We start from the raw sequence: 21,554 nt of genomic DNA, 5'->3' as shown, positions 1-21,554 counted from the left end.
CATCGGCCGATCAGGAGGAGCGCAAATGCGGGTGGCGGACTCTTGGTTCATGCCGAGCCACACCGACAATCATCGACCCCACGCCGCCCCTCCGCAGAAGTCTTTCCGCCGGCAAAGCTATGTCCGTCGTTTGACAGCGTTGTGACAGTATCATCAACGGCGCGAGCCAATCCTAATTTCGTTGGCAAAATAGCGATGATCCAGACGGAACATCTTCGACCGACGCCAGGAATGCGATCCGCCCAATGCCTGTTCTTTGAACCGTGGCTCGCGCCTCTCAAGCGGTGGCTACGCCTGAAAACGCGGCATTCACGATGCCGCCAACCCGCAGCCACCGCGCTCTCGTCGGAGATCCGCGGATGCGCAATGATTTGAGGGCGAGAAAGGTGAAGGTCGCCCCTTCGACATCTTCTCGCCCTCTTATCGACCAGATGTGGCCCGGTATCGCCAGCAGGACAGGGCGCGAGGACGCGCCGAAGGAGTGTTTCGCGTGATCGAGAATTTGCGGCGTCAGACCATCGCGGTCGCGGCCTTTGCCGGGATCGCCCTCAGCGCCGGGCAGGTGCAGGCTGCGCAGTGCGGCAACACAGCGGCCGGGTTCGATGCGTGGAAGCGGCAGTTTGCCGAGGAGGCGCGCGGCCGGGCCAGCGCTGCCAGCCTCGCGGCATTGCAGAACACCACCTATTCCACCGCCACGATCTCGGCGGATCGCGGACAGCACAGCTTCAAGCTGTCGCTTGAGCAATTCCTCGCCAAGCGCGGCGGCCCGACCATCGTGTCCCGCGGACGCGCCCTGAAGCGGCAGAACGCTGCCCTCTTCGAGTCCATCGAGCAGCGTTACGGCGTCCCGCCGGGACCGCTCCTAGCGATCTGGGGCATGGAGACGGGCTTCNGCGCCGTGCGCGGCAACGTCAATACGCTCTCGGCGGGTGCGACGCTCGCTATGATTGCGGCCGCTCCGAATACTTCACGGATCAGCTTTACGCCGCCTGACCCTCGTCGATCGCGGCCTGCTCACCCCGAGCACCCGCGGCGCGGCGCAAGGCGAGGTCGGCCACACGCAGTTCCTGCCGAAGAACGTGCTCACCTACGGCACCGGCGACCTCAACAATGTCGGGGCGGCCCTGTCGTCGACCGCGAACTTCCTCAAGGCCCATGGCTGGCGGGCCGGCGCCGGCTACCAGCCCGGCGAGCCGAACTTCGCGGCGATCCAGGGCTGGAACGCGGCCCCGGTCTACGAGAAGGCGATCGCGCTGCTCGGGCGTCAAATCGACAACGACTAGCAGTCTATCGCACATAGATCCGTGTCTTAGAGACACGAACACTGGTGGCGGTGCGCCTGAAAATGGTCTCGATCGATCCAAGATCGACCATCGCATCGCCGCAGAAAAGCCGGCCCGACCCCGCTGTTTCGCTTTGAGCGGGGCCGGTCCGCCCGCGGCGATTCCTCACCCTGTGGTGGAAGGCTGCCGCCGGTCTGCCCCGTCTCGCGACGAGGAGCATGGGCAACCGCATGGCTGTCGAATCCGTGCCGCTGGACGGCCTCAAATCCCAGACTGCGCGCGGCGCCTGGCTGGCGCCCCTTTCGGTGCTCACCGGCGTGGTAGCCCTCGCTGCCCTCGGAGGCAGCGTCCTGCACCGCGCCCCGGATCCGGCCGCCGAGATCGAGATCGCCCGAACGGAGGCGTCGACCGAAAGATCGGATGCCGCTGAGACGGCGGCGGCCACCGTCGTCGAATCGGAAACGGTGGGATCGCCTGATCCGTGGCGGGAAGCCGCCGGCGGAAAGCTGTCGCGCTGGGCTTGGACCCAGATCGCGCCGCCCGCTTTGACACCAGAACCCGTGCCGGAGCCCGGCGCCGAGACCGAACCGAAAGCCGCGGAGCCGCCGCAGGCCGCGATGGTCGTCCCGCTTCCGATTCCGCGGCCGCCCGAATTCCGTGCGCCGGCCGGAACCGGCTTCGCGCGTCGGTCCGACCGGCGCATGGCGCGCCGCGACGTCCCGCCTGTGGCGCAGCCCGCTCCCCAGACCGACGAGCGGTCCTTCCTCGAGAAGCTCTTCGGCATCGAGCGCGGACCGGCTCTCGCCTACGCCGCTCTGGAGAGCAAGCCTGCGGACGTGGCGCCGCAACGGCGGATCTCGCCGCCGCTGGCGCTGTCCCCGGCGCCGAGCCCGACGGGCGGAGTGGCCGTCTACAACATCGCCGCCAAGACCGTGACGCTGCCGAACGGCGAGCGTCTTGAGGCCCATTCGGGTCTCGGGGAGGGGCTGGACGATCCCCGCCTCGTCAATGTGCGGATGCGCGGGCCGACGCCGCCCGGAACCTACGATCTCACCGAGCGCGAGCGGCCGTTCCACGGGGTTCGGGCTATCCGGCTCACGCCGGTGGGCGGCAACGAGGCGGTCTATGGCCGTGTCGGCCTTCTGGCGCACACCTACATGCTGGGGCCGCGCGGTGATTCGAACGGCTGCGTGTCGTTCCGCGACTACGAGCGGTTCCTTCAGGCCTTCCTGCGCGGCGAGGTGCAGCGCCTCGTCGTGGTCAGCGGCACGCAGGATCCGCTTCCGAGCCTCGCCGCCGGTACGGTCACGACCCGGATGGCCCGCAACGGCGGTTGAACCCGCCCCGCGACCTGAGCCGGCGGCGCGCCGCGCCTCGCGCCTTGAACCGGCCGGTCGTGCCGTCCAAGGTCACGGACCGAGAGGCCGGCCCGCTCATCGATGCGCTGGGCAGCGTCCGCAAGCTGGAATCCTCCGGCCCGTTCGGACCGCGCACATGGAGACCCTCGTCGCCGGTACCGTCTGTCACCGGATCGGGGGAGACCGGTGGGTCACCGACGTCCAGACCGCCAAGGCGCCCGAAAGGGTCGCCTCCGACCTGCGACGCGCCACCCGGATCGACGGCGACTGAACCGACTTGACGACGCCAGGGCGCGTCATGCCGAACTGAACCGACCGCCGGCCGTCGCGCAGCATCAGCCGTTGCCAGTCCATCCGATAACGTCGATCGCGGATCCGGACGCACGATCCCGGACAGTCTATCGGCGACGCGCGATCGTGCTGGCCTGTCATACCGCGGTTGGTCGTCAACCTTCGATGCTTGCATCCGGGCCTGACAGGCAGACGGTGAATGCAACCCCTGCAGCGATTGTCCTTTCGAGCGTCGTCCTCTAAGAGGCCGACATCAATCTGCTGAGCTAAGCCAGCCAGCGTCTTTCCTCCCCCTCGGTGATCGCGCCTGTGCGCGTTCGAGGTCTTGGACCGAAGAGTACGGCTCCGGCCGGATCGGGCGTCCGAGTGGCAGGAGACACGCGCGTCGCATCGGTACGTTCCGTCGCCTCGCGATCTGCGCGGGCATCGGAACTTCGCACCGCTGCGGACACGCGCCGGACCGTCGTGTCGGGTCGATCGAGACCGCCGCCACGCCGCCACGGCAACGGGGAAACGATCCGGAAGGCCTGACGAGCGGGACTCTCGCTCGTCGTATCGAGTGTCTTCCGTACGCGGATCGGCCGATCGGGCCTGTCCGGTACGCAAAAAGCGGGATCTGCCCATGCGTGGCGACGACGAGACTCACGACCTGCGTAACCGCCGTGCCTCGGCCGCGCTGCCTCTCAGCCGGCGTCAGATCCTCGGAACGGCCGCGACGGGCTTGGCCGTGGCCGCGCTGCCGGGCTCGCCGGTCCTGGCCGACGGTGCCGACGGCACCGTCGACGTGCTGCTGATCGGCGGCGGGATCATGAGCGCGACCCTCGGCATCTGGTTGAATGCACTGGAGCCGGATTGGTCGATCCAGATGGTCGAGCGGCTCGATCAGGTCGCCCTGGAGAGCTCCAACGGCTGGAACAATGCCGGCACCGGACACTCGGCCCTGGCGGAGCTGAACTATACGCCCGAGAACAAGACGGGACAGATCGAGATCGCCAAGGCGGTCGAGATCAACGAAGCTTTCCAGGTCACCCGTCAGTTCCTGGCGCATCAGGTCAGGACCGGCGTGATGAAGGATCCGCACACCTTCATCAACTATACGCCGCACATGAGCTTCGTCTGGGGCGACGACAACATCGCGTATCTGAAAAAGCGCTGGGAGGCTCTCAAGGCGAGCCCGCTCTTCGCCGGCATGGCGTATTCGGAGGATCCGGAGCAGCTCCGCAAATGGGTGCCCCTGATGATGGAGGGGCGCGATCCGAAGCAGAAGGTCGCCGCGACGTGGTCGCCGCTGGGCACCGACTGCGAGTGGGGTGAGGTGACCCGTCAATACGTCGCCCATCTGCAGAAGCAGCCGAGCTTCAAGCTCCGGCTCTCGACCGAAGTCGAGACCATCGCGAAGAATGCCGACGGCTCGTGGCGTGTGACCTCGAAGAACCTCAAGGACGGCACGCGCCGGACGGTCGACGCCAAGTTCGTCTTCATCGGCGCAGGCGGCGGCGCCCTGCACCTCCTGCAGAAATCCGGCATTCCGGAGGGTGACGATTACGCCGGCTTCCCCGTGGGCGGCTCGTTCCTGATCAACGACAATCCCGACGTCGCCACGCTCCACCTCGCCAAGGCTTACGGCAAGGCGTCCGTGGGCTCGCCGCCCATGTCGGTGCCCCATCTCGACACCCGCATGCTCGGCGGCAAGCGCGTGATCCTGTTCGGGCCCTTCGCGACCTTCTCGACCAAGTTCCTGAAGGAAGGCTCCTATTTCGATCTCCTCAGCTCCACCACCACCAGCAATATCTGGCCGATGATGAAGGTCGGCGTCGACGAATTCCCGCTGGTCGAGTACCTCGCCGGACAGCTCATGCTGTCGGACGACGACCGGATCGCGGCGCTCCGCGCGTACCTCCCGAACGCCAAAAAGGCGGAGTGGCGTCTCTGGCAGGCGGGCCAGCGCGTCCAGATCATCAAGCGCGACGCGAACAAGGGCGGCGTCCTGAAGCTCGGAACGGAGATCGTCAACGCCAAGGACGGCAGCATCGCGGCCCTGCTCGGGGCCTCGCCCGGGGCCTCGACGGCGGCGCCGATCATGCTGCAGGTGCTGGAGAAGGTGTTCGCCCAGAAAGTCGCCACGCCGGAATGGCAGGCCAAGATCCGGGCGATTGTCCCCAGCTACGGCACGAGGCTCAACGACGATCCCGAGCGCGTCGCCCAGGAATGGGCCGAGACCAGCGCACAGCTCCAGCTGCCGACGCCGCCGCAGATCGACCGGGCCGTGCTGAAACCGGTCCCGACCGGTAGCACCGTGCTCAACAGCAGTGCCACGCCGGTGAAGGAGCCGGTCCACGACCTCGCGCCGTAGGACTGGTTCGGCGTGCGCGACTGCGCGCACGCCTGCCAGGGTGGTGGCCGGATCCGCCGCTCAGAGGCCGAGCCGGCCCACCGCCGGCAGCTTGATTCCAGGCCGCCGCAGGTCGATCCCCGCGACGCCTCCGAGCAGGTTCAGCTCGAATCCCTCGACCCAGCCGAGGGTCACTCCGGCATAGCCGCCGAGATTGACGCGGATTCCGGTCCGGGAGGGCGTCAGGCCGGCCCAGCGCCCGTCGTAGGGGAAATCCTTGCCGATCGCCGTCGTCGGCAGGCTGGCGCGGATCTCCGGCACCGCCGCCATCACGGCGGCCACGAAGGTGTTCGAGTTGGGCCCGGGCCAGACGACATAGTCGCCGGGCCGGCTGTAGCGGTACTCGGACACAGCCCTGCGGATCCGCGGGAGCATCGCCTCCGCCTCCGGCCCGTCCGCCGCGAACACGACCGACGGCGGATTTCCAAACCAGCGCCCGTCCGGCACGAACCGGTCGACCCAGATCGGCTGCCCCCAGGCCGTGTAGTCGAACCGGCTGAAGGCGGGGGCGTCGCGGTCCTTGATGACGATCCAGCTATGCGTGGCCACGATGCCGCGCCAGCTCACGGTCCGCGCCGAGAAGATGCGCAGCACGGCGCCGGGATGCGCATCCGCGCGTGGCAGCAGACCGACGCTGGACCGATCCGCGAGACGCCAGTCGCCATTCGCCCGCGTCGCGTAGAGCACGGCCGATGCCGCCACGGGCAGGACGAAGAGCACGGCGAGCGCGAGGAGGACGATCCTGAAGCAGGTCACGAACGAGGGAACTCCGGGTGATGGGCCGGCCGGATGAAGGCTGCGCGTGCCCCGACGTATGCCGCCAGTGGAACGCGGCCGCGCGGATCGGTTCGCACCGTCGCTCTCAACCAGCGGCGGCGAGCGCGTCGAGCAGAAGCGTCGCGGCGAGGAGATCCGCGCAGCCACCCGGGCTGAGGCGCGTCGCCACGAAGGCGCGGTGGATCGCGGCCGCCCGGTCCCGCCAGCCCGGCGCCGCGATTCCGCCATCCGCGAGAAAGTCCGCCGCCGCCGCCTGCGCCCATCCGAGGCCGTCGGGTCCCCCGCGATGGAGGAGATTGGTATCATCGACCACCGCCAGCAGCGCGAAGAAGCAGTGCACGCGCGCCGCCTCTGGCTCGCCCGGCCGGCAGGCGCGCCCGGCGCGCAGCGCCGGCAGGCCGACCGTTCGGATCGTCGGGAAGCCGGCCGCCGCCTCGGCGCTGGCACCGCCGACTCCGAAGCGGCGCACCGCCCGTCCGCCATGGCTCACCGGCGAGACAGGGGCCCCGGCGATCGCCGCTCCCCACAGATGCCCGACGCGTTCGGCCCGCGCCTCGGCGGATCCGCGCCCCGTGTCCGGCGTGCCAGCCGCCGCACAGATCAGACCGAGGGAGAAGATGGCGCCGCGGTGCGCGTTGACGCCGCCGGTGGCCCGCATCATCGCGGCCTCGGCCCGCAGCCCGATCCCGCGGAGTTCCGCCATCTCCGCCCCTCGGCTCCCCGCCGAGACCAGTTCGGCGAAGAACGGCCGGATCGCCGCCGCGCTCCGGTGGAGGGTGTCGGCATCCATGTCGTCGTGGCTGCCGGAATCCACCGGGCTGACGAGGCCGGGCTTCGGCCAGGTCTCCAGTTCCTCGATCAGAGCCGCATGAGCGAGGTCGGCGACGCGCTCGGCCCAGGGGGGCTGGGCGCGTCCGGCATCGGCCGTCGCGACGGCGAGGTTCTGATGAGCGTGCAGGAGCGGACCTCCCCGAGGCGTGCGCCGACATGGCCGGACGGAACTGGGCCGGCCCAACCTATACGGGAAGAAACGGCGCGTGCATGCGTCGGAATCAGCCCCAGTCTGCTTGGGCGTCTCCGGCCTGGAGATCCTCCGGAAACACTATCGCCGCGGATGGCGGGTGTGGCTCGGCGGAGGCGTGATCTGTCGATAACCGCGGGGAGCCGGGGCTTGGCCCTCCCACGAGAGCCACCGACGACGCGCCGAATGCCGTCCCGGACGGTCCGCCACGCCGACCCGTCCGGGACGGCGCGGCAAATGCCCCGAACTGCCGGCCGCCTGCGGCCGGCACTCTCCTCAGGCCGCCGAGGCGACCGCCGGAGAGATCCGCTTCCGGGCCTTCTTGTCCTCGGTGCTGCTGACGAAGGCCTGCGCCTCCTCCTTGCGCTCGAAGACGTGTGGTGCGACCCCGCGGTTGTTCAGGGCCTCCTCCATCTTCAGGCGCAGGAACGCACTCGTCGCGTACCGGGTCGTGGTGGCGTAGTAGTTCGCCTGCAGATACTGGACCATGCCGGCGTAATCATCGACAAGGTTCTCGTTGAGCCGGAAGCCGTCGTGGTTGATTACGGCGTTGACCCGCTGGCCGGCCTTGCGGCAGGCCTCGACGATGGTCATGCGCAGCTCGTCCATGTCGCCCTTCACCCGGCAGTACCAGCCTTCCAAGTTGATGAAGAGAATGTTGCGCTCGCCATCGTAGCTGACACGCGACTTGAGATCGAGGTTGAGCAGATCCGAGATCAGCTCCATCGGCTCGTCGCGGAAGATGCGCGGATCCATCGGCACGGGATTGCGCACCACGGGGGCGAAATCCATGTGGGCGATGATATCCCGCTCGATATCGATGCCGGGTGCGACTTCGATCAGTTCAAGACCGTCCGATGTCAACTGGAACACGCAGCGCTCGGTCACGTAGAGGACCGGTTGCGACCGCTCCACCGCGTAGGGACCCGAGAAGGTGTTCTGCTGCACCTGCGTGACGAATTTGCGCGCCTTGCCCTCGCTGACGATGCGCACCTGACCGTCGTTCACCGCGATCTCGAGGCCGCCGGCCGTGAACGTGCCGGCAAAGACCACGGTGCGGGCGTTCTGCGAGATGTTGATGAAGCCGCCGCAGCCATTCAGCTTGCCGCCGAACTTGGACGTGTTGACGTTGCCGGCGGCATCGCACTCGGCCATGCCCAGGCAGGTCATGTCTAGCCCGCCGCCGTCGTAGAAGTCGAACATCTGATTCTGGTCGATGATGCAGTCGGCATTGGTCGCCGCACCGAAGCTCGAACCGGAGGCCAGCACCCCGCCGACCGCGCCCGCCTCGGTGGTAAGAGTGATGTAGGGCGTGATCTTCTCCTCGTTGGCGACCGACGAGATGCCCTCCGGCGCACCGACGCCGAGATTGACGACGCCGTTCGGCGGCAGCTCGAAGGCGGCGCGCCGGGCGATGATCTTGCGCTCGTTGAGCGGCATCCGCTTGATGCCCGCCACCGGAACGCGGATCTCGCCCGCGAGCGCGGCGTCGTGCATGACGCCGTAATTCATGCGGTGCATCTCGGGCTCGGCGACCACCACGCAGTCGACGAGGATACCGGGGACGCGCACATCCTTCGGCAGAAGATATCCGTCGTCGACGATGCGCTCGACCTGGGCGATGACGATGCCGCCGTTGTTGCGGGCCGCCATGGCCTGCGCGAGGCAGTCCAGGGTCAGCGCCTCCTTCTCGTAGGAGAGGTTGCCGGACGGGTCGGCCGATGTCGCGCGGATGAACGCCACGTCGATCTTGGTCGCCGTGTAGAACAGCCACTCCTCACCATCGACCTCGACGAGCTTGACGATATCCTCGGTGGTCAGCTCGTTGACCTTGGCGCCGCCATGACGCGGATCGACGTAGGTCTTCAGGCCGACCTTCGAGAACAGGCCCGGTTGGCCTGCGGCGCAGGCCCGGTACAGCTGTGAGATGACGCCCTGGGGCAGGTTGTAGCCGCGGATCAGGTTGTCCTGCGCGGCCTTCGCGACCTTCGGCATGCGGCCGAAATTGGCGGCGATGACCCGCGAGAGGAGGCCGTCATGGTGCAGGCGGCCCGTGCCGAGCCCTTTGCTGTCACCGGCGCCCGCCGTCATGATCAGGGTGAGCCCACGGGGCGATCCGGTGTCGACGAACCGCTTCTCGAGGGCGGCGTGCAGGGCCTCCGGGATGCAGCTCTGGACGAACCCCGTTGTCGTCACGACGTCGTTCTCGCGGATCAGCGCGATCGCCTCTTCCGCCGAGATGACCTTGTTCTTCCTCATGGAGCCCGTGATCCTCCCCGGCCTTCGGAGGTGCGGCCGGCCGTGATGCCCGTCCCCTCCGATTCTGCCATACGCCGCCCCCGTGGTTCCGGGACATATCGGCCCCGGGAGTCAGCTGAGTTTTGAATACGATCGTTATTGCACCGCATCAATATTTGCGGCATTGCACGAGGGCCCATGCCGGCCGCGTGACAGTACTCCTAAAATGCAGACCGGCGCTGCTGAAAAACTCTTCGGTCCACGATCAGAAAAATTGCGCGGTCTCAGCGCCGCAGACGAGGATCGGCTCGAGCGTGACCGCATGTGCTCCCCCGCACGCGGTTTCCGCGGTTCGCGTGCGCGGCCTCACCGCGGAGTCCCTGGATTCGGCGTCTCTCTCTGTCACGCAGGGAGGCGATCATGAATCGAGATCCGAGAGACCGAAACAGCCAGCGCGAGGGCAGGGGCCGGCCGGCCGATCCGACCAGGGGCGCCGAGGCCGGCGCACGCGAGGCCGTCGTGGCCGCCTGGCGGCGGGCGCTCTGCAGGATGCGCGAACGGCGGGCCGCGCAGGATCGGACCGATCCCAGCGGCTGAGCCACGGGCGCAAGCGCGCAGGCCACACCCACCGCCGACGTTGCCCGAATGGTGACGGGACCGACCCCTTTTTCCCTACTTTGCGCGGCGCCGCGCAGGCGGCACAGCGGGCCTGACGGATGAGGAGTGCATAGGCCGATGGACGACAACGTCGCAGACGGTACGGACGGCGGCGACGCGAGTTCAGACGCGGCCCGGGAGGCGAACGGGATCGCCTTCCTGCTGGCGAGCGCGGCCTATCTGACCCTCGCGGACGCACATCTCCGGAGGGAAGGTCCAGAAGGCCTCGCCCTGATGGACGAGATCGAGGATCGGATCACGGAGGCGCTGCAGAGTTTCGTCGACGAGACGTCCTACGAGGATGCCCGCCCGGATATCCTGCTGCATGCAACCCGCAAGGTTCGGGCCCTGCTCGAGGCCGGACGCTCCCTTTCACCGGAGATGCGGCGATTTCAGTAAGCCGCTCCTCCGGCGCGGCAGGCCTGTTCCGATGCGGCTCGATGGCCGGGTCGCGATTGCCCCGAGAAGCCGATAGCGTCCGCTTCCCGACCTGTCGGTCGGGATGCTGGCACCTCCGCCCGCGGGGGTCTCGCTGGATCGTCGAGACGCCGGGCCTTGCCGCCTCAGCGGATGCCGCCGTCGCTCAGGCGATACCAGGCGATGATCGCCGACACGTACAGTCTGTGGAGGGCGTGAAGCGGCAGCGGCGCGATCGGAGTGAGCGGGAGCGGCAGGTTGTCGACATCGCCGGTGGCGATGTAGGCGGCCATCGCACGCCCCATCGCCGACTGGAGGCCGACGCCCCGGCCCTGGCAGCCGATATCGATGAGGAGGCCGGGTGCCGGCTCGTGGAGATGGGGCAGGTAGTCCCGGGTGATCGCGACGCGGCCGCACCAGCGGTGGTCGAAGGCGGTCCCGTCGAGCTGCGGGAACAGCTTGCCAACGATCCGTTCGAGATGGGCCCAGTCGGCAGGACTCCGCGGCTCCCGGAACGGACCGCGGCCGCCCATCAGCAGGCGACCGGTATGGTCCAGCCGGAAGTAGAGCAGGAGCTTGCGCGTGTCCGACGAGACATGGCCTTCGGGCAAGATCGAGCGCCGCAGGTTGTCGGAGAGCGGCACCGTGGCGACCTGGAAGGAGTTCGCCGCGATCACGGTCCGCGCGAGGTCCGGCCAGAGGCCGCCCGTGTAGCCGTTGGTGCACAGACCGACCCGTTCGGTATTCAGCCGGGGCCCCTGGCCGTCGTGACCGTCCAGTCCGACCCCGTCCGTTCGAGAGAGGTCACCGGCGATGCGCCGTTGATCGACGCTCCGGCTTCAGGGCCGCCCGGGCGAGGCCGCGGGCATAACTCAAGGGCTGGATCGCGCCACCGCGTCCGTCGAGCCAGCCGCCGCGATAGCGACCGGTCCCGAGGAGCTGTTCGGCCTCGGCCTTGTCGAGGACGCGGGTCGGCGCGCCGAGATCGGCCCATTGCGCCGCCCGTCGCTCGACTTCGGCGAGCCCCGTCTCGGTATGGGCACCCTGAATCCAGCCGGCACGCCGGTGCGGCACGTCCATCCCGTGCCGGGCAATCAGGTCGAACACCACGTCGGCGGTTCCGCCGGCGAAGCGTGCGAGCCGCTCGCCGCGCTCTCGGCCGAACCGGGCGACGAGATCCGCGGGATCGTATTTCAGGCCCGGGATCACTTGGCCGCCGTTGCGACCGGACCCGCCATAGCCGACCTCCCGCGCCTCCAGAACCACCGGGCGGATGCCGCGCTCGGCCAAGTGCAGGGCGGTGGACAGGCCGCAGAATCCGCCGCCGATGATCACCACGTCGGCCGTGCCGGATTCGACGAGAGGCGGCGTGTCCGGCGCGGGCGCCGCCGTAGTGGCCCAGAGCGAGGGGGCGAGGGGGAACGGTTCGGCCACGGCCTTGTCCTAAAGCGGGTGCAGCACACGCTGCAGGAAATCCTGCGTGCGCGGGTTCTGCGGACGGTTCAGGATCTCGGCGGCGGGTCCCTGCTCGACGAGCCGGCCGCCATCGAGGAACAGCACCCGGTCGGCGACCTCCCGGGCGAAGCCGATCTCGTGGGTCACGACGATCATCGTCATGCCCTCGTCGGCGAGCCCGCGCATCACCCGCAGCACGTCGCCGACGAGTTCGGGATCGAGGGCCGAAGTCGGCTCGTCGAACAGGATCGCCTCCGGGCGCATGGCGAGCGCCCGGGCGATCGCGACGCGCTGCTGCTGGCCGCCGGAGAGTTCGTCCGGCCGGGCGTGCTCCTTGCCGGAAAGGCCGACCCGCGCGAGGAGCGCCCGGGCGCGCTCCTCGGCCTCCGCACGGGGTTCGCCCTTGACGTGGATCGGCCCCTCGACGACGTTCTCAAGGGCGGTCCGGTTGGCGAACAGGTTGAATCGCTGGAAGACCATGGAGACCCGGGTCCGGATCGCCTTGATGCTGCGCTTGTCCCGGTCGACCCGCTGACCGTCGACGCGGATGTCGCCGCCGTCATAGGCTTCCAGGCCGTTGATGCAGCGCAACAGGGTCGACTTGCCGGACCCCGAGGGTCCGATGATGCACACCACCTCGCCCTTGGTGACTTCGGCCGAGACGCCCTTGATCACCTCCAGGGTGCCGTAGTGCTTCCGCACGTCCTTCAGCACGATCATCGATGCCGCCCCTTGGCCTCGAGATGCCGGACCAGAAGGATGAGCGGCAGGCTGAGCGCGAGGTACATCAGCGCCACCATCGTGTAGACGCTGGTATTCTTGAAGGTCGACGACGCGATCAGCTTCCCCTGGAGTGCCAATTCCGCCACCGTGATGGTGGAGGCCTGGGACGAATCCTTGAGCATCATGATCATGATGTTGCCGTAGGGCGGCAGTGCGATCCGGATCGCCTGCGGCAGGATCACCCGCCGCATCGTCATGCCCCAGCCCATGCCGATCGACAGCGCCGCCTCGACCTGGCCGCGATCCACCGCCTCGATGCCGGCGCGGAAATTCTCCGCCTGGTAGGCCGAATAGGCGATGCCGAGCCCGATGATCGCCGCCTGCACCGCGGTCAGCGACAGGCCGAAATCGGGCATGACGAAGTAGATGTAGAACAGCTGCACGATGATCGGGATGCCGCGCAGGATGTTGATCATCACCGCGCTGAAGCCCGCCAGCACGGCGATGCCGGAGACGCGCATCACCGCCCAGACCAAGCCGAGGAGCGTCGAGACCACCAGGGAGGCGAGGGTGATCAGGACGGTCAGTTGCACGCCCTGCAGCAGGATCGGCAGGTATTCCTGAGCATCGGCGAGGAACTCGCGCATGGAGCTCAGGACCGGTCGGCCGATGGCGGCAGGCCCCATTTGGTGAGAATCGCCTGGAGCGTCCCGTCGGCCTTCAGCTTGGCGAGCGCCTTGTCGATCTTGGCCAGCAAGTCCGCGTCGGTCTTGCGCACGCTGAGGGCCACCGAGGCCACCACGGTCGGCTTGAAGGTCTCAACCAGGCGGACGCCGGGGAACGCTCCCTGCTTCACGTAGTAGGCCAGGATCGGCGCATCGGCGAAGCCGGCCTTCAGCCGTCCGGAGTTCACGTCCCGGATGATGTCGGGGATCGTATCGTAGATCTTCACCTCGCCGAACAGGCCGGATTTCTTCAGCGGCTCGACGAAGGCGGTGCCGACCTGGGCGCCCACGGTCTCGCCCTTCAGGTCAGCGAAGGACATGTAATCCTTCGTGTCGGCCTTCGGGACGATCAGCCCCTCACCGTAGCTGTAGACCGGCGCCGAGAACGCCACGACTTCCTTGCGCTGCGGCGTGATGAACATCGCCGCCGAGATGATGTCGATCTTCGAGGCGGTGAGCGCCGGGATCAGCGTCGAGAATTGCAGCGGCTCGACCGCCACGGTGAAGCCCGCCTCTTTGCCGACCGCGTTGACGAGGTCGACCATCACGCCCTGGATGGTGTTCGTCTTGGTGTCCAAGAAGGTGAACGGCAGGCCTGTCGGCGTCGCACCGACCTTCAGGGATTGGGCGCCGACCGCGCTCCCCAGGATTCCCAGGAGCAGCGTCGACGACAGACACAGCCCGGCCAACCGTCTTCTCATCCTGCCGCTCCCATCATGACCGGATTGCGCGACGAGAGCCGCCGCCCGATTTCATTCTCGTGAAGAATACCGCACGTTTCCAATATCGACGCAAGGGACTTTCACGTGCATGAAGAGACACGCGAGAGGCAGGTTGGTGCGACGGTGAGCATTCCCCAAGGCGACACAACGGGTCCGGAACCGGTCGACCGGGCCGTGGGTCAGCGCCTGCGCGGCCTCCGGCGCGCGAGGGGGCTCTCCCTCGAGGCGATCGCATCGAGCACCGGTCTCTCGATCGGGTTCATCAGTCAGGTCGAACGGGGTCTGTCGTCGCCCTCGCTCCGGGTTCTGGCGCTCCTCGCGGACACGCTGCAGATCGGTATCGGCGGCCTCTTCGAGCCCAGCCCGCACGAGCCCGATCCGGATCCGATCGTCGTGTTCCGGAAGGACCGGCCGGAACTTCAGCTCTGGCGGGCCGGCATCACCAAGCAGTTGCTGACCCCGCCCGGCGGCACGCACGGGATGAGCCTCTTCCACATGGTGCTGAGGCCGGGGGCGAGCACCGGCGACGAGCCGTTCAGCCACGAGGGCGAGGAGGCCGGCCTCGTTCTGGAGGGGCGCCTGACCCTGGTCGTCGAGGCGCGGACCCTTCAACTCGCGGAAGGCGACAGCTTCCGCTTCGAGAGCCGGCGACCACACCGGTTCAGCAATCCCGACCCGCATGGCCAAACCATCGTGCTGTGGGTCAATGTCCTCGGACCGACGCCGGCCGGATCGCCTTAGCGGAACGCAGGGCCGCCGACAGGCAGGGCCATGCCGGCCCCCCGGAGTGACCGGAACCCGTTCAGTTGCTGATCCGGACGGATGCCACCGCGGTGGAGAACAGCTTGAGCATGGCGGCGGTGATGTCGCCCCCGGACGCAACGGGGAAGTACAGCCCGTCCGACGCACAGGACCGCAGCGCCGGCCCGATCTGGCCCTCATAGGGTCTGACGTACCGATTGTAGAAGTCGTTGTCGTAGATCGGCAGGTATTGCGTATAGATGATGCCGATCCGCACGTTCTTGCTTTTCAGCGCATTGCATGTCGATGGGCTGAAAGGGCCGATGAAGCGGTCGCTCTGGATTTGAAAGCCGGCGCTCTGGTTCGTGACGCTGCCACCGGTATCCTCGACCCCGTCGGTGACCAGGAACAGAAAGCGGATCGGAGAGGACGCCGTGATGCCGGTCCCGCTCGCCGGGATCGTGGTATTCATGACCGCGATGGCGCGCTCGAAATCCGTCTGGTTGTCCGACTGGTTGTAATACGCGTACGCGATGTCGATGTTCGGCGCCGCAGCCTTGATCTGGCTCAGGGTCGGCGTCATCGCCTGGAGCTGGGTCTGCGTGGTGGAATCGTTGAACGTCCACATTTCCATTTGATACTGCTGCGACAGCGACATGCTTGCGTTCGCCTGATCGACCAGTGCCGACACGGCGTCACGCAGGACCTGAATGCGCAGCTTGATGTTGTTCTTCAGCGCCACGTGATAAAAGTCGGTTTGACTATCCCCTGTGATGCGACCTTTATTGTCGTAGGTGTGCTGATGACACGCGAAGGCACAGCCGCCTGTCGCGATCTTCATGTTGGCGACATCGGTGTCGGTCGCCGCCAGCCCCATCGACGGCGAATTGTCGAGCAACAGGTAAAAATTGATATATTGGAACATGTTGCGGGTGCTGGACGAGCTCCCGTTGATGTTCATGACCGGCACCTGCATCAACGATGAGATCGTCGTCTTCACCGTGGCCGTATAGCTCGCTGCCAAGCTGAGTGTGGCCGAGTTGCTGACGGGTGTTCCCGGGCTGAAGGAGGTCACGGTAACGCCCGGAACCTTGGCGGCCTCCGCTCGGAATTGCGTCTCCATGTTCAGCAGGCTGGTCGATGAGATCGAATTCGTCTTCTGCGAGATCACCGCCAGGACGGCGCCGTCGAGGGCCGCGTCGAGCTGTGCCTTGGCGGCGTTGCGTCGACCATAATCCACCGCCGCCCCCGTGGCGAACAGCACCGGCAGCATCACGAGGGCGAAGGTGATCGCGACCTGGCCGGATCGCGAGCGCGCACACGTGCGGACGCAGCGCGTGAGGAGGCGGCTCATTCCGGCTGGAACAGCGGACACGTTGGGCCCCCGTCGCGCTAGTTGAAGATCGGGCAAGCCACGCCGCCCGGCATGATGATCTCGCTCGCGGTGCGCTCCGACCAGGGGATCTGCCGCGTGAAGGTCAGGCCGTGGCTGCCGAAGATCCAGCGGTAGAGCGCACTGCCGATGATCGGCGTATAGGTCATCGTCACTTCACCGAGGATGTAGCGGGCGCCGTCGAACTGATAGACGGCCGGCGTCGGAGGCAACCCGTTGGTCCCGTTGCGCTGCTGGGCCGGCCGCTTGGTCGCGTTCTGGGCCCAGCTGGAGCAGACCCCGCCATAGAGCGTGCCCGAGACCGACTCCACACCCATGGCGTTGACGACGATCTGCAGATTCGAGGCATCGAGGGGACGCAGGATCGCGGTCGCGGCGCCCGCGATCGTCGCCATGGCTTCGACCGTCGGACTCGGATTGTCCGCGCGTCCCGACAGATCACTCAGCGTGCGCGCGAACAGCGTCAGCTTGCGGTTCGCGTCGGCCAGGCGCGTGAGTTCCGCGGTAGCAAATACAGGATGATGAGGAGGGGCAGCACGAAGGCGAACTCGACCGCGGCGATCCCGCGCTCGTCGCGTCGGTAGCGCGCGAGACGTTCCAGAATCCGGCGCATCAGGAGCACACGGACTGGGTTGTGTACGGTTCGACCTTGAAGACCGTCGCCGCCTGAATCACCCGACGCCTGTTGGGCAGGCTCGGCGTCGCCGCACCGAGCAGCGGGAAGAAGATCGGGACGTCCACGGCCGCCTGCACGATCACGATCGCGGAGGCGCCCGCGCAGGAATAGCTGGGGAAGCTTGCGTTCCAGTCGCTGGCGCCGCTGGCATTGGTCGCCACGGGCGAGACAGGGTTGGCGGCCGCGTAGCTGCTGGCCTGCGTGACGCTGACCCGGACATTGGCGCAGTTGAAGATCGTCACCCGCGGGGTGCCGTTCGACTGTGTGCAGATCGCCGTCCGGAACCGGCTCATCAGGGTCGCAGGATCGGTGGTGCCGGTGTTCGCGGTCTGAAAGGAGCCCGTATAGATCTGCCGGCCGGCATCGGACACTGCCTGCTGAAGGATCTCCTGCTCCCAGAAGACGATCCCGTTCTCCAGGCAGGCCCCGATCAGCGCGAAGAACGGAAGGGCCACGAGGGCGAACTCCACGGCAGTCGCACCCCCGCGCGCCCGCACGAAGCGCGCCGCCTGCGCTCGTCCATCAAGCCAGCGAACCACCGTTCGGATTTCCGTGCTCAATACCCAGCCTTCGACCGGACCACGCCGATAAAAGAGCATCAAAAGCTTACTTTTTTTTCGCGCAGCATTGTTCAAAATCGATCCATTCGGAATGCTGTCACTTAACATGCAATTGTAAATTTAACCATCATATCCACCTCAAGTTGAAAGAACTGGCAGAGATTCCTTGAGTCTTGCGACGGCGCCCTGGATGGCCGCCGCTTGTCAGACCAGCAGACCACCGTTGCACGCCTCCGAACATCAGGCTGGAGGGCGCTACGGGCATCAAATTGACCGATCGACCGGCTCGAAGTACGAAATCATGAAATCTTGAAGTCATCAATCGTACGATACGCTGACGAGACACGGAAACAATCGGCATTAAGCCCAGCTTAAGACATGGCCGATAGTTTCGGCGCCTAAATTAAAGCGCATGGTGATCGTCGATCATGGCCCGTGCTGTACCGGACGTCGTTTCCATAGAAGAGGGTGTCGGGCTCCTGCGGAGCCAGCTCGTGTCGATCTCGGACGCGATCGCGCGGACGCGCCAGGAAATCGCAGACCTTCGACAGGAGCAGGAGACCAGTCGCGCCTGCGACGAGCTCCACGCCGTCGTACAAGGCACGGAAGACGCCACGAACGCGATTCTGACGGCGTCGGAGACCGTCGATGGGCTGGCCCGCGGGATCGTGAGGCGTTCGGAACACCCTGCGACCCGGGCCGACGCGGAGGCCATTCAGGCCGAGATGCAAACCATCTTCGAGGCGTGCAACTTCCAGGATCTGACCGGGCAGCGGATCTCGAAAGTCGTGCGCACGATCGTTCTCGTGGAGGAGCGGATCGGCGAGATGCTGCGCGTCTGGTCGGCGTCCGGCGATGGCCCGGCACGGCCCAACCTGCCGCACGACAGACGCAGCGGCGAAGCGGCCCTGCTGAATGGCCCCGTGCTACCCGGCGACGCCTCGGTCTCGCAGGACACGGTTGACGCAATGTTCCCGTAGGCCGCGATCAGAGAGCGTGCCGATGGGCCGTATCCTTCTGATCACGGACGATCCCGTACGCAGCCTGGGCTTGCAGGGGGACCTGTCCGATGGTCTGTCTTGCGAGATCCACGACCTCCGCGCCGCGGCGGCGCCGGTCGGCACACCGACCGCGATCGTCACCGACGTCCTCGATCTCGGTACGGCATCCGTCGAGCGACTGCGGCGCCTCCTGGTGCAGATCCGGCACGGGGTCCCCCTGGTCGTCCTTTTGCCGACCGAGAGCCCGCGCACCCGGCTCGTCGGCGTCGCGCTCGGTGCGACGCACACGCTGTGCGCCCCCATCGACATCGATCACCTGCGGGATCGGCTCGGCGCGCAGCGACCGCCGTCACCCGTCGCGGCGCATGTCGAGGAGCCGGTGCCCGCCTGCGCGGTCCGGATGGCGGCAGAGGTGCGCGGGTTCTACGCATCGGTCTTCGTGGCGGATCAGCCGATCACGCCCGCTGTCATCGACAACGGCACCCAGGCCATCGACGTCGCGATCCGGGATACGGGGATCCGCGACTGGATCCGGGCGGTGCGCCAATTCGACGATGCCACGCACCAGCACTGCCTGCTGGTGGCCGGGCTGGCGGCCGCCTTCGCGACAAGTCTCGGCCTCGGCGTGCAGGAGCGTCACCGGGTCACCAAAGCGGCCCTGCTGCACGATGTCGGCAAGATCCACATCCCGGCCGCCATCCTCAACAAGCCGGGCCGGCTCGACGACACCGAGATGGCCGTGATGCGGCTGCATCCGGAAAAGGGATACAGCATGCTCGCCGAGCAGGGCTTCGAGCAGCAGATGCTTCTGGTGGTCCGGTCGCATCACGAAATGCTCGACGGTTCGGGCTATCCGGACCGGCTCAAGGGACGTGACATCCCCGACCTCGTCCGGCTCGTCACCGTCTGCGACATCCACGCGGCCCTGATCGAGCAGAGGCCCTATAGGGCGCCCATGGCGAGCGAGGCGGCATACGCGATTCTGGAGGGCATGGCCGGCCGGCTCGATCCTGCGATCGTCGGCGCGTTCCGGCCGGTCGTCGCCGCCTTCGCACCCCAGGCCCTCGCGCAGGGCTGACGGCCGTGGATCGGCCCTTGGAGTCCCGGGACAGCCGCCCGCCGGTCTGCGCGGGCTGATCGCATATCGCTTGTCTAGGATGTGGCCGTCGCGAGCCGCACCCGCGGCCCGCGACGGCCGCGGCTCACTCGGCGGCCTGCAGGGCCGGCGTGTGGCCGGCCGGTCGGGTGGTTTGGCCGGCAAGGGCCGCCGCGAGCTTGTCCTCGTCGACCTCGTTCTCCCAGCGCGCCACCACGATGCAGGCCACGGCGTTGCCGATGAAGTTCGTGAGCGCCCGGCACTCGGACATGAAGCGGTCCACGCCCAGGATCAGCGCCATCCCGACCACCGGCACGGAGGGCACCACCGCCAGCGTCGCCGCCAGCGTGATGAAGCCCGAGCCGGTCACGCCCGCCGCGCCCTTGGAGGACAGCATGGCCACGAGGAGCAGAAGGGCCTGTTCGCCGAAGCTCAGGGGCGTATCGGTCGCCTGGGCGATGAACAGGGCCGCCATCGTCATGTAGATGTTGGTGCCGTCGAGGTTGAACGAGTAGCCCGTGGGCACGACGAGGCCGACGACCGGCTTGGAGCAGCCGGCCCGCTCCATCTTCTCCAGCAGCGAGGGAAGCGCCGACTCGGACGAGGACGTGCCGAGCACGAGGAGCAGCTCCTCCTTGATGTAGCGGATGAGCCGGATGATCGAGAAGCCGTTGTAGCGGGCCACCGCCCCGAGCACGACCAGCACGAAGATCGTCGAGGTCAGGTAGAACGCGCCGACGAGATAGGCGAGGTTGGCGAGCGAGCTGATGCCGTACTTGCCGATCGTGAAGGCCATCGCGCCGAAGGCGCCCACGGGGGCGACCTTCATGATGATGTTGACGACGCCGAAGATCGCCTCGGACAGCACCTTGATGATGTCCAGGACCGGCTTGCCGCGGTCGCCCAGGAAGGCGAGGCCGAAGCCGAACAGCACCGAGAAGAACAGCACCTGCAAGATCTCGCCGCCCGCGAAGGCGCCGACCGCCGTCGTGGGGATGATGTTCATCAGGAAGTCGACGATGCTCTGCTCCTTCGCCTTGCCGGCGTAGGTGGCGATCGCCTTCGGATCGAGCGACTTCGGGTCGATGTGCAGGCCGTTGCCCGGCTGGAGCACGTTGGCGACAATGAGGCCGACGATCAACGCCAGCGTCGAGAACGTCAGGAAGTAGATCAGCGCCTTGCCGCCGACGCGTCCGACCTTCTCCAGGTTGGTCATGCCGGCGATGCCGGAGACGACGGTGAGAAAGATGACCGGGGCGATGATCATCTTGACGAGCTTGATGAAGGCGTCGCCGAGCGGCTTCATCTCGGCACCGAGCTGCGGATAGAAGTGGCCGAGCAGGATGCCGATCGCGACGGCGACCAGGACCTGGAAGTACAGCGTCCGGTACAGCGGCTTCGGTTTGGCGGGCGGATGCGGGGCGGTGAGTGGTGATGGCACGGCAGCCATGGGGCGTTCTCCCTGTCGATAGCTTCGGTTTGGGCGGCTGGCGTCGAAATGGTCCGACGCTGTCCGCGCTTGCTCTTGGCCGTTTGGCTGGCAGCCGTTCACTGACGACATGGCTGCGTTACGTGGCGGGAATGGCAACCGGCATGCCACCGAAAGGCGGCGAGTTGCATTTCTTCATTTTATTGAAACGAAACGGTTTTTTACGGCCGTGGCGCGACCGCCTGATCGGTTCCCGTGCGGATTTCCGCACGCCTCGGGCCGAAGCGTTCCGGCTTTCCGCACGGGTTGGAGCCCGTTGATCCGCTCGGCGGCACCCGAACGCGGAGCCCGGACGCCGGACGGAACGCCGTCGCGGCGGGGTCTCGCGATTCTTCTCGGGCTCTGCGCAGTCCTGGCGGCGACGTGGCTCGCAGGCCGCACCGCAGAACGCTGGGCCCTGTCGGATCTGCGGCGGGCCGCCCGCTCGGCCATCGGGCTTCAGGTCGGCGTGCTGCTGGCCGAGATGCAGAAGCAGGCCTCGCTGCCGCTTGCACTCGCCACCGACCCCGAAGTCGACTCTAGAGGTCCCCCGGGACCGA

General features: G+C 67.2%; 18 protein-coding genes and 3 pseudogenes. 10 read left to right on the top strand and 11 right to left on the bottom strand.

The features are described from left to right. The first annotated feature begins 490 nt into the window (after positions 1–490). The 4 genes and pseudogenes from I53_RS03345 (at position 491) to mqo (ending at position 5,285) form a co-directional block, all read left to right on the top strand. Positions 491–1,283: pseudogene (locus I53_RS03345) on the top strand (lytic transglycosylase domain-containing protein). Positions 1,284–1,513: 230 nt separating this feature from the next. Continuing rightward, complete coding sequence (locus I53_RS03340; RefSeq protein ID WP_043346664.1) at positions 1,514–2,620, top strand: tlde1 domain-containing protein; 1,107 nt, start codon at positions 1,514–1,516, stop codon at positions 2,618–2,620. Between the two features lie 157 nt (positions 2,621–2,777). Beyond that, positions 2,778–2,912, top strand: a complete 135-nt coding sequence (locus tag I53_RS35670; RefSeq protein ID WP_286009568.1) for a hypothetical protein — start codon at positions 2,778–2,780, stop codon at positions 2,910–2,912. A gap of 642 nt (positions 2,913–3,554) precedes the next feature. Next, positions 3,555–5,285, top strand: a complete 1,731-nt coding sequence (gene mqo, locus I53_RS03330; RefSeq protein ID WP_043346652.1) for a malate dehydrogenase (quinone) — start codon at positions 3,555–3,557, stop codon at positions 5,283–5,285. A gap of 60 nt (positions 5,286–5,345) precedes the next feature. Here mqo and I53_RS03325 read toward each other — a convergent pair whose 3' ends face one another. The 3 genes from I53_RS03325 to I53_RS03315 form a co-directional block, all read right to left on the bottom strand. Further along, positions 5,346–6,080, bottom strand: coding sequence for a DUF3750 domain-containing protein (locus I53_RS03325; protein WP_083935953.1), 735 nt, complete (start codon positions 6,078–6,080; stop codon positions 5,346–5,348). Positions 6,081–6,186: 106 nt separating this feature from the next. Continuing rightward, complete coding sequence (mdcB, locus tag I53_RS03320) at positions 6,187–7,059, bottom strand: triphosphoribosyl-dephospho-CoA synthase MdcB (RefSeq protein WP_043346659.1); 873 nt, start codon at positions 7,057–7,059, stop codon at positions 6,187–6,189. 339 nt (positions 7,060–7,398) lie between these two features. After that, positions 7,399–9,381 (bottom strand): acyl CoA:acetate/3-ketoacid CoA transferase, encoded by a 1,983-nt coding sequence (locus I53_RS03315; RefSeq protein WP_043346651.1) that lies wholly within the window; start codon positions 9,379–9,381, stop codon positions 7,399–7,401. A 714-nt stretch (positions 9,382–10,095) separates the two neighbouring features. On the opposite strand from I53_RS03315, the gene I53_RS03310 reads away from it, so the two are divergent. Continuing rightward, a complete protein-coding gene (locus tag I53_RS03310; RefSeq protein WP_043346648.1) occupies positions 10,096–10,416 on the top strand; it encodes a hypothetical protein in 321 nt (106 codons plus the stop codon). A gap of 164 nt (positions 10,417–10,580) precedes the next feature. Here I53_RS03310 and I53_RS35870 read toward each other — a convergent pair. From I53_RS35870 to I53_RS03290, 4 genes and pseudogenes are all read right to left on the bottom strand, one after another. Continuing rightward, positions 10,581–11,868 (bottom strand): annotated as a pseudogene (locus tag I53_RS35870) (NAD(P)/FAD-dependent oxidoreductase). A 9-nt stretch (positions 11,869–11,877) separates the two neighbouring features. Continuing rightward, complete coding sequence (locus I53_RS03300; RefSeq protein WP_043346647.1) at positions 11,878–12,609, bottom strand: amino acid ABC transporter ATP-binding protein; 732 nt, start codon at positions 12,607–12,609, stop codon at positions 11,878–11,880. Then, the gene (locus I53_RS03295; RefSeq protein ID WP_043346657.1) at positions 12,606–13,259 is read right to left on the bottom strand and encodes an amino acid ABC transporter permease; all 654 of its coding nucleotides are present in this window, start codon (positions 13,257–13,259) and stop codon (positions 12,606–12,608) included. The genes I53_RS03300 and I53_RS03295 overlap by 4 nt, the downstream gene beginning before the upstream one ends. Before the next feature lie 5 nt (positions 13,260–13,264). Next, positions 13,265–14,038: an ABC transporter substrate-binding protein gene (locus I53_RS03290; RefSeq protein ID WP_043346644.1), complete on the bottom strand. Its 774-nt coding sequence runs from the start codon at positions 14,036–14,038 to the stop codon at positions 13,265–13,267. Between the two features lie 144 nt (positions 14,039–14,182). Between I53_RS03290 and I53_RS03285 the strand changes: the two genes are divergently transcribed. Continuing rightward, positions 14,183–14,800 carry a cupin domain-containing protein gene (locus tag I53_RS03285; protein ID WP_251982200.1) on the top strand — a complete coding sequence of 206 codons (618 nt, stop codon included), beginning with the start codon at positions 14,183–14,185 and terminating at the stop codon, positions 14,798–14,800. 61 nt (positions 14,801–14,861) lie between these two features. Here I53_RS03285 and I53_RS03280 read toward each other — a convergent pair whose 3' ends face one another. The 3 genes from I53_RS03280 to I53_RS03270 form a co-directional block, all read right to left on the bottom strand. Next, on the bottom strand, positions 14,862–16,154 hold the full coding sequence (locus tag I53_RS03280) for a TadE/TadG family type IV pilus assembly protein (protein WP_051044648.1): 1,293 nt from the start codon (positions 16,152–16,154) through the stop codon (positions 14,862–14,864). Positions 16,155–16,192: 38 nt separating this feature from the next. Continuing rightward, a complete protein-coding gene (locus I53_RS34815; protein WP_251982199.1) occupies positions 16,193–16,588 on the bottom strand; it encodes a hypothetical protein in 396 nt (131 codons plus the stop codon). A gap of 217 nt (positions 16,589–16,805) precedes the next feature. Next, positions 16,806–17,408, bottom strand: coding sequence for a TadE/TadG family type IV pilus assembly protein (locus I53_RS03270; protein ID WP_091955289.1), 603 nt, complete (start codon positions 17,406–17,408; stop codon positions 16,806–16,808). 515 nt (positions 17,409–17,923) lie between these two features. Here I53_RS03270 and I53_RS03265 point away from each other — a divergent pair. Next, complete coding sequence (locus I53_RS03265; protein WP_236952834.1) at positions 17,924–18,409, top strand: protein phosphatase CheZ; 486 nt, start codon at positions 17,924–17,926, stop codon at positions 18,407–18,409. Between the two features lie 22 nt (positions 18,410–18,431). After that, on the top strand, positions 18,432–19,508 hold the full coding sequence (locus tag I53_RS03260; protein ID WP_043346635.1) for an HD-GYP domain-containing protein: 1,077 nt from the start codon (positions 18,432–18,434) through the stop codon (positions 19,506–19,508). A gap of 124 nt (positions 19,509–19,632) precedes the next feature. On the opposite strand, the gene I53_RS03255 is transcribed toward I53_RS03260, so the two are convergent. Then, positions 19,633–20,976, bottom strand: coding sequence for a dicarboxylate/amino acid:cation symporter (locus tag I53_RS03255; RefSeq protein ID WP_043346633.1), 1,344 nt, complete (start codon positions 20,974–20,976; stop codon positions 19,633–19,635). A gap of 29 nt (positions 20,977–21,005) precedes the next feature. Between I53_RS03255 and I53_RS32940 the strand changes: the two genes are divergently transcribed. After that, entirely contained in the window at positions 21,006–21,275 is a 270-nt protein-coding gene (locus I53_RS32940; protein ID WP_182592563.1) for a hypothetical protein, read from the top strand. Further along, positions 21,272–21,554 (top strand): annotated as a pseudogene (locus tag I53_RS03250) (sensor histidine kinase); the annotation flags it as partial. The gene I53_RS32940 and the pseudogene I53_RS03250, both read left to right, overlap by 4 nt.

The organism is Methylobacterium sp. B1, assembly GCF_000333255.1.
GTDB lineage: Bacteria > Pseudomonadota > Alphaproteobacteria > Rhizobiales > Beijerinckiaceae > Methylobacterium > Methylobacterium fujisawaense.
The sequence above is the reverse complement of the archived record's forward strand: the minus strand, read 5'-3'. Positions and strand labels throughout refer to the sequence as shown.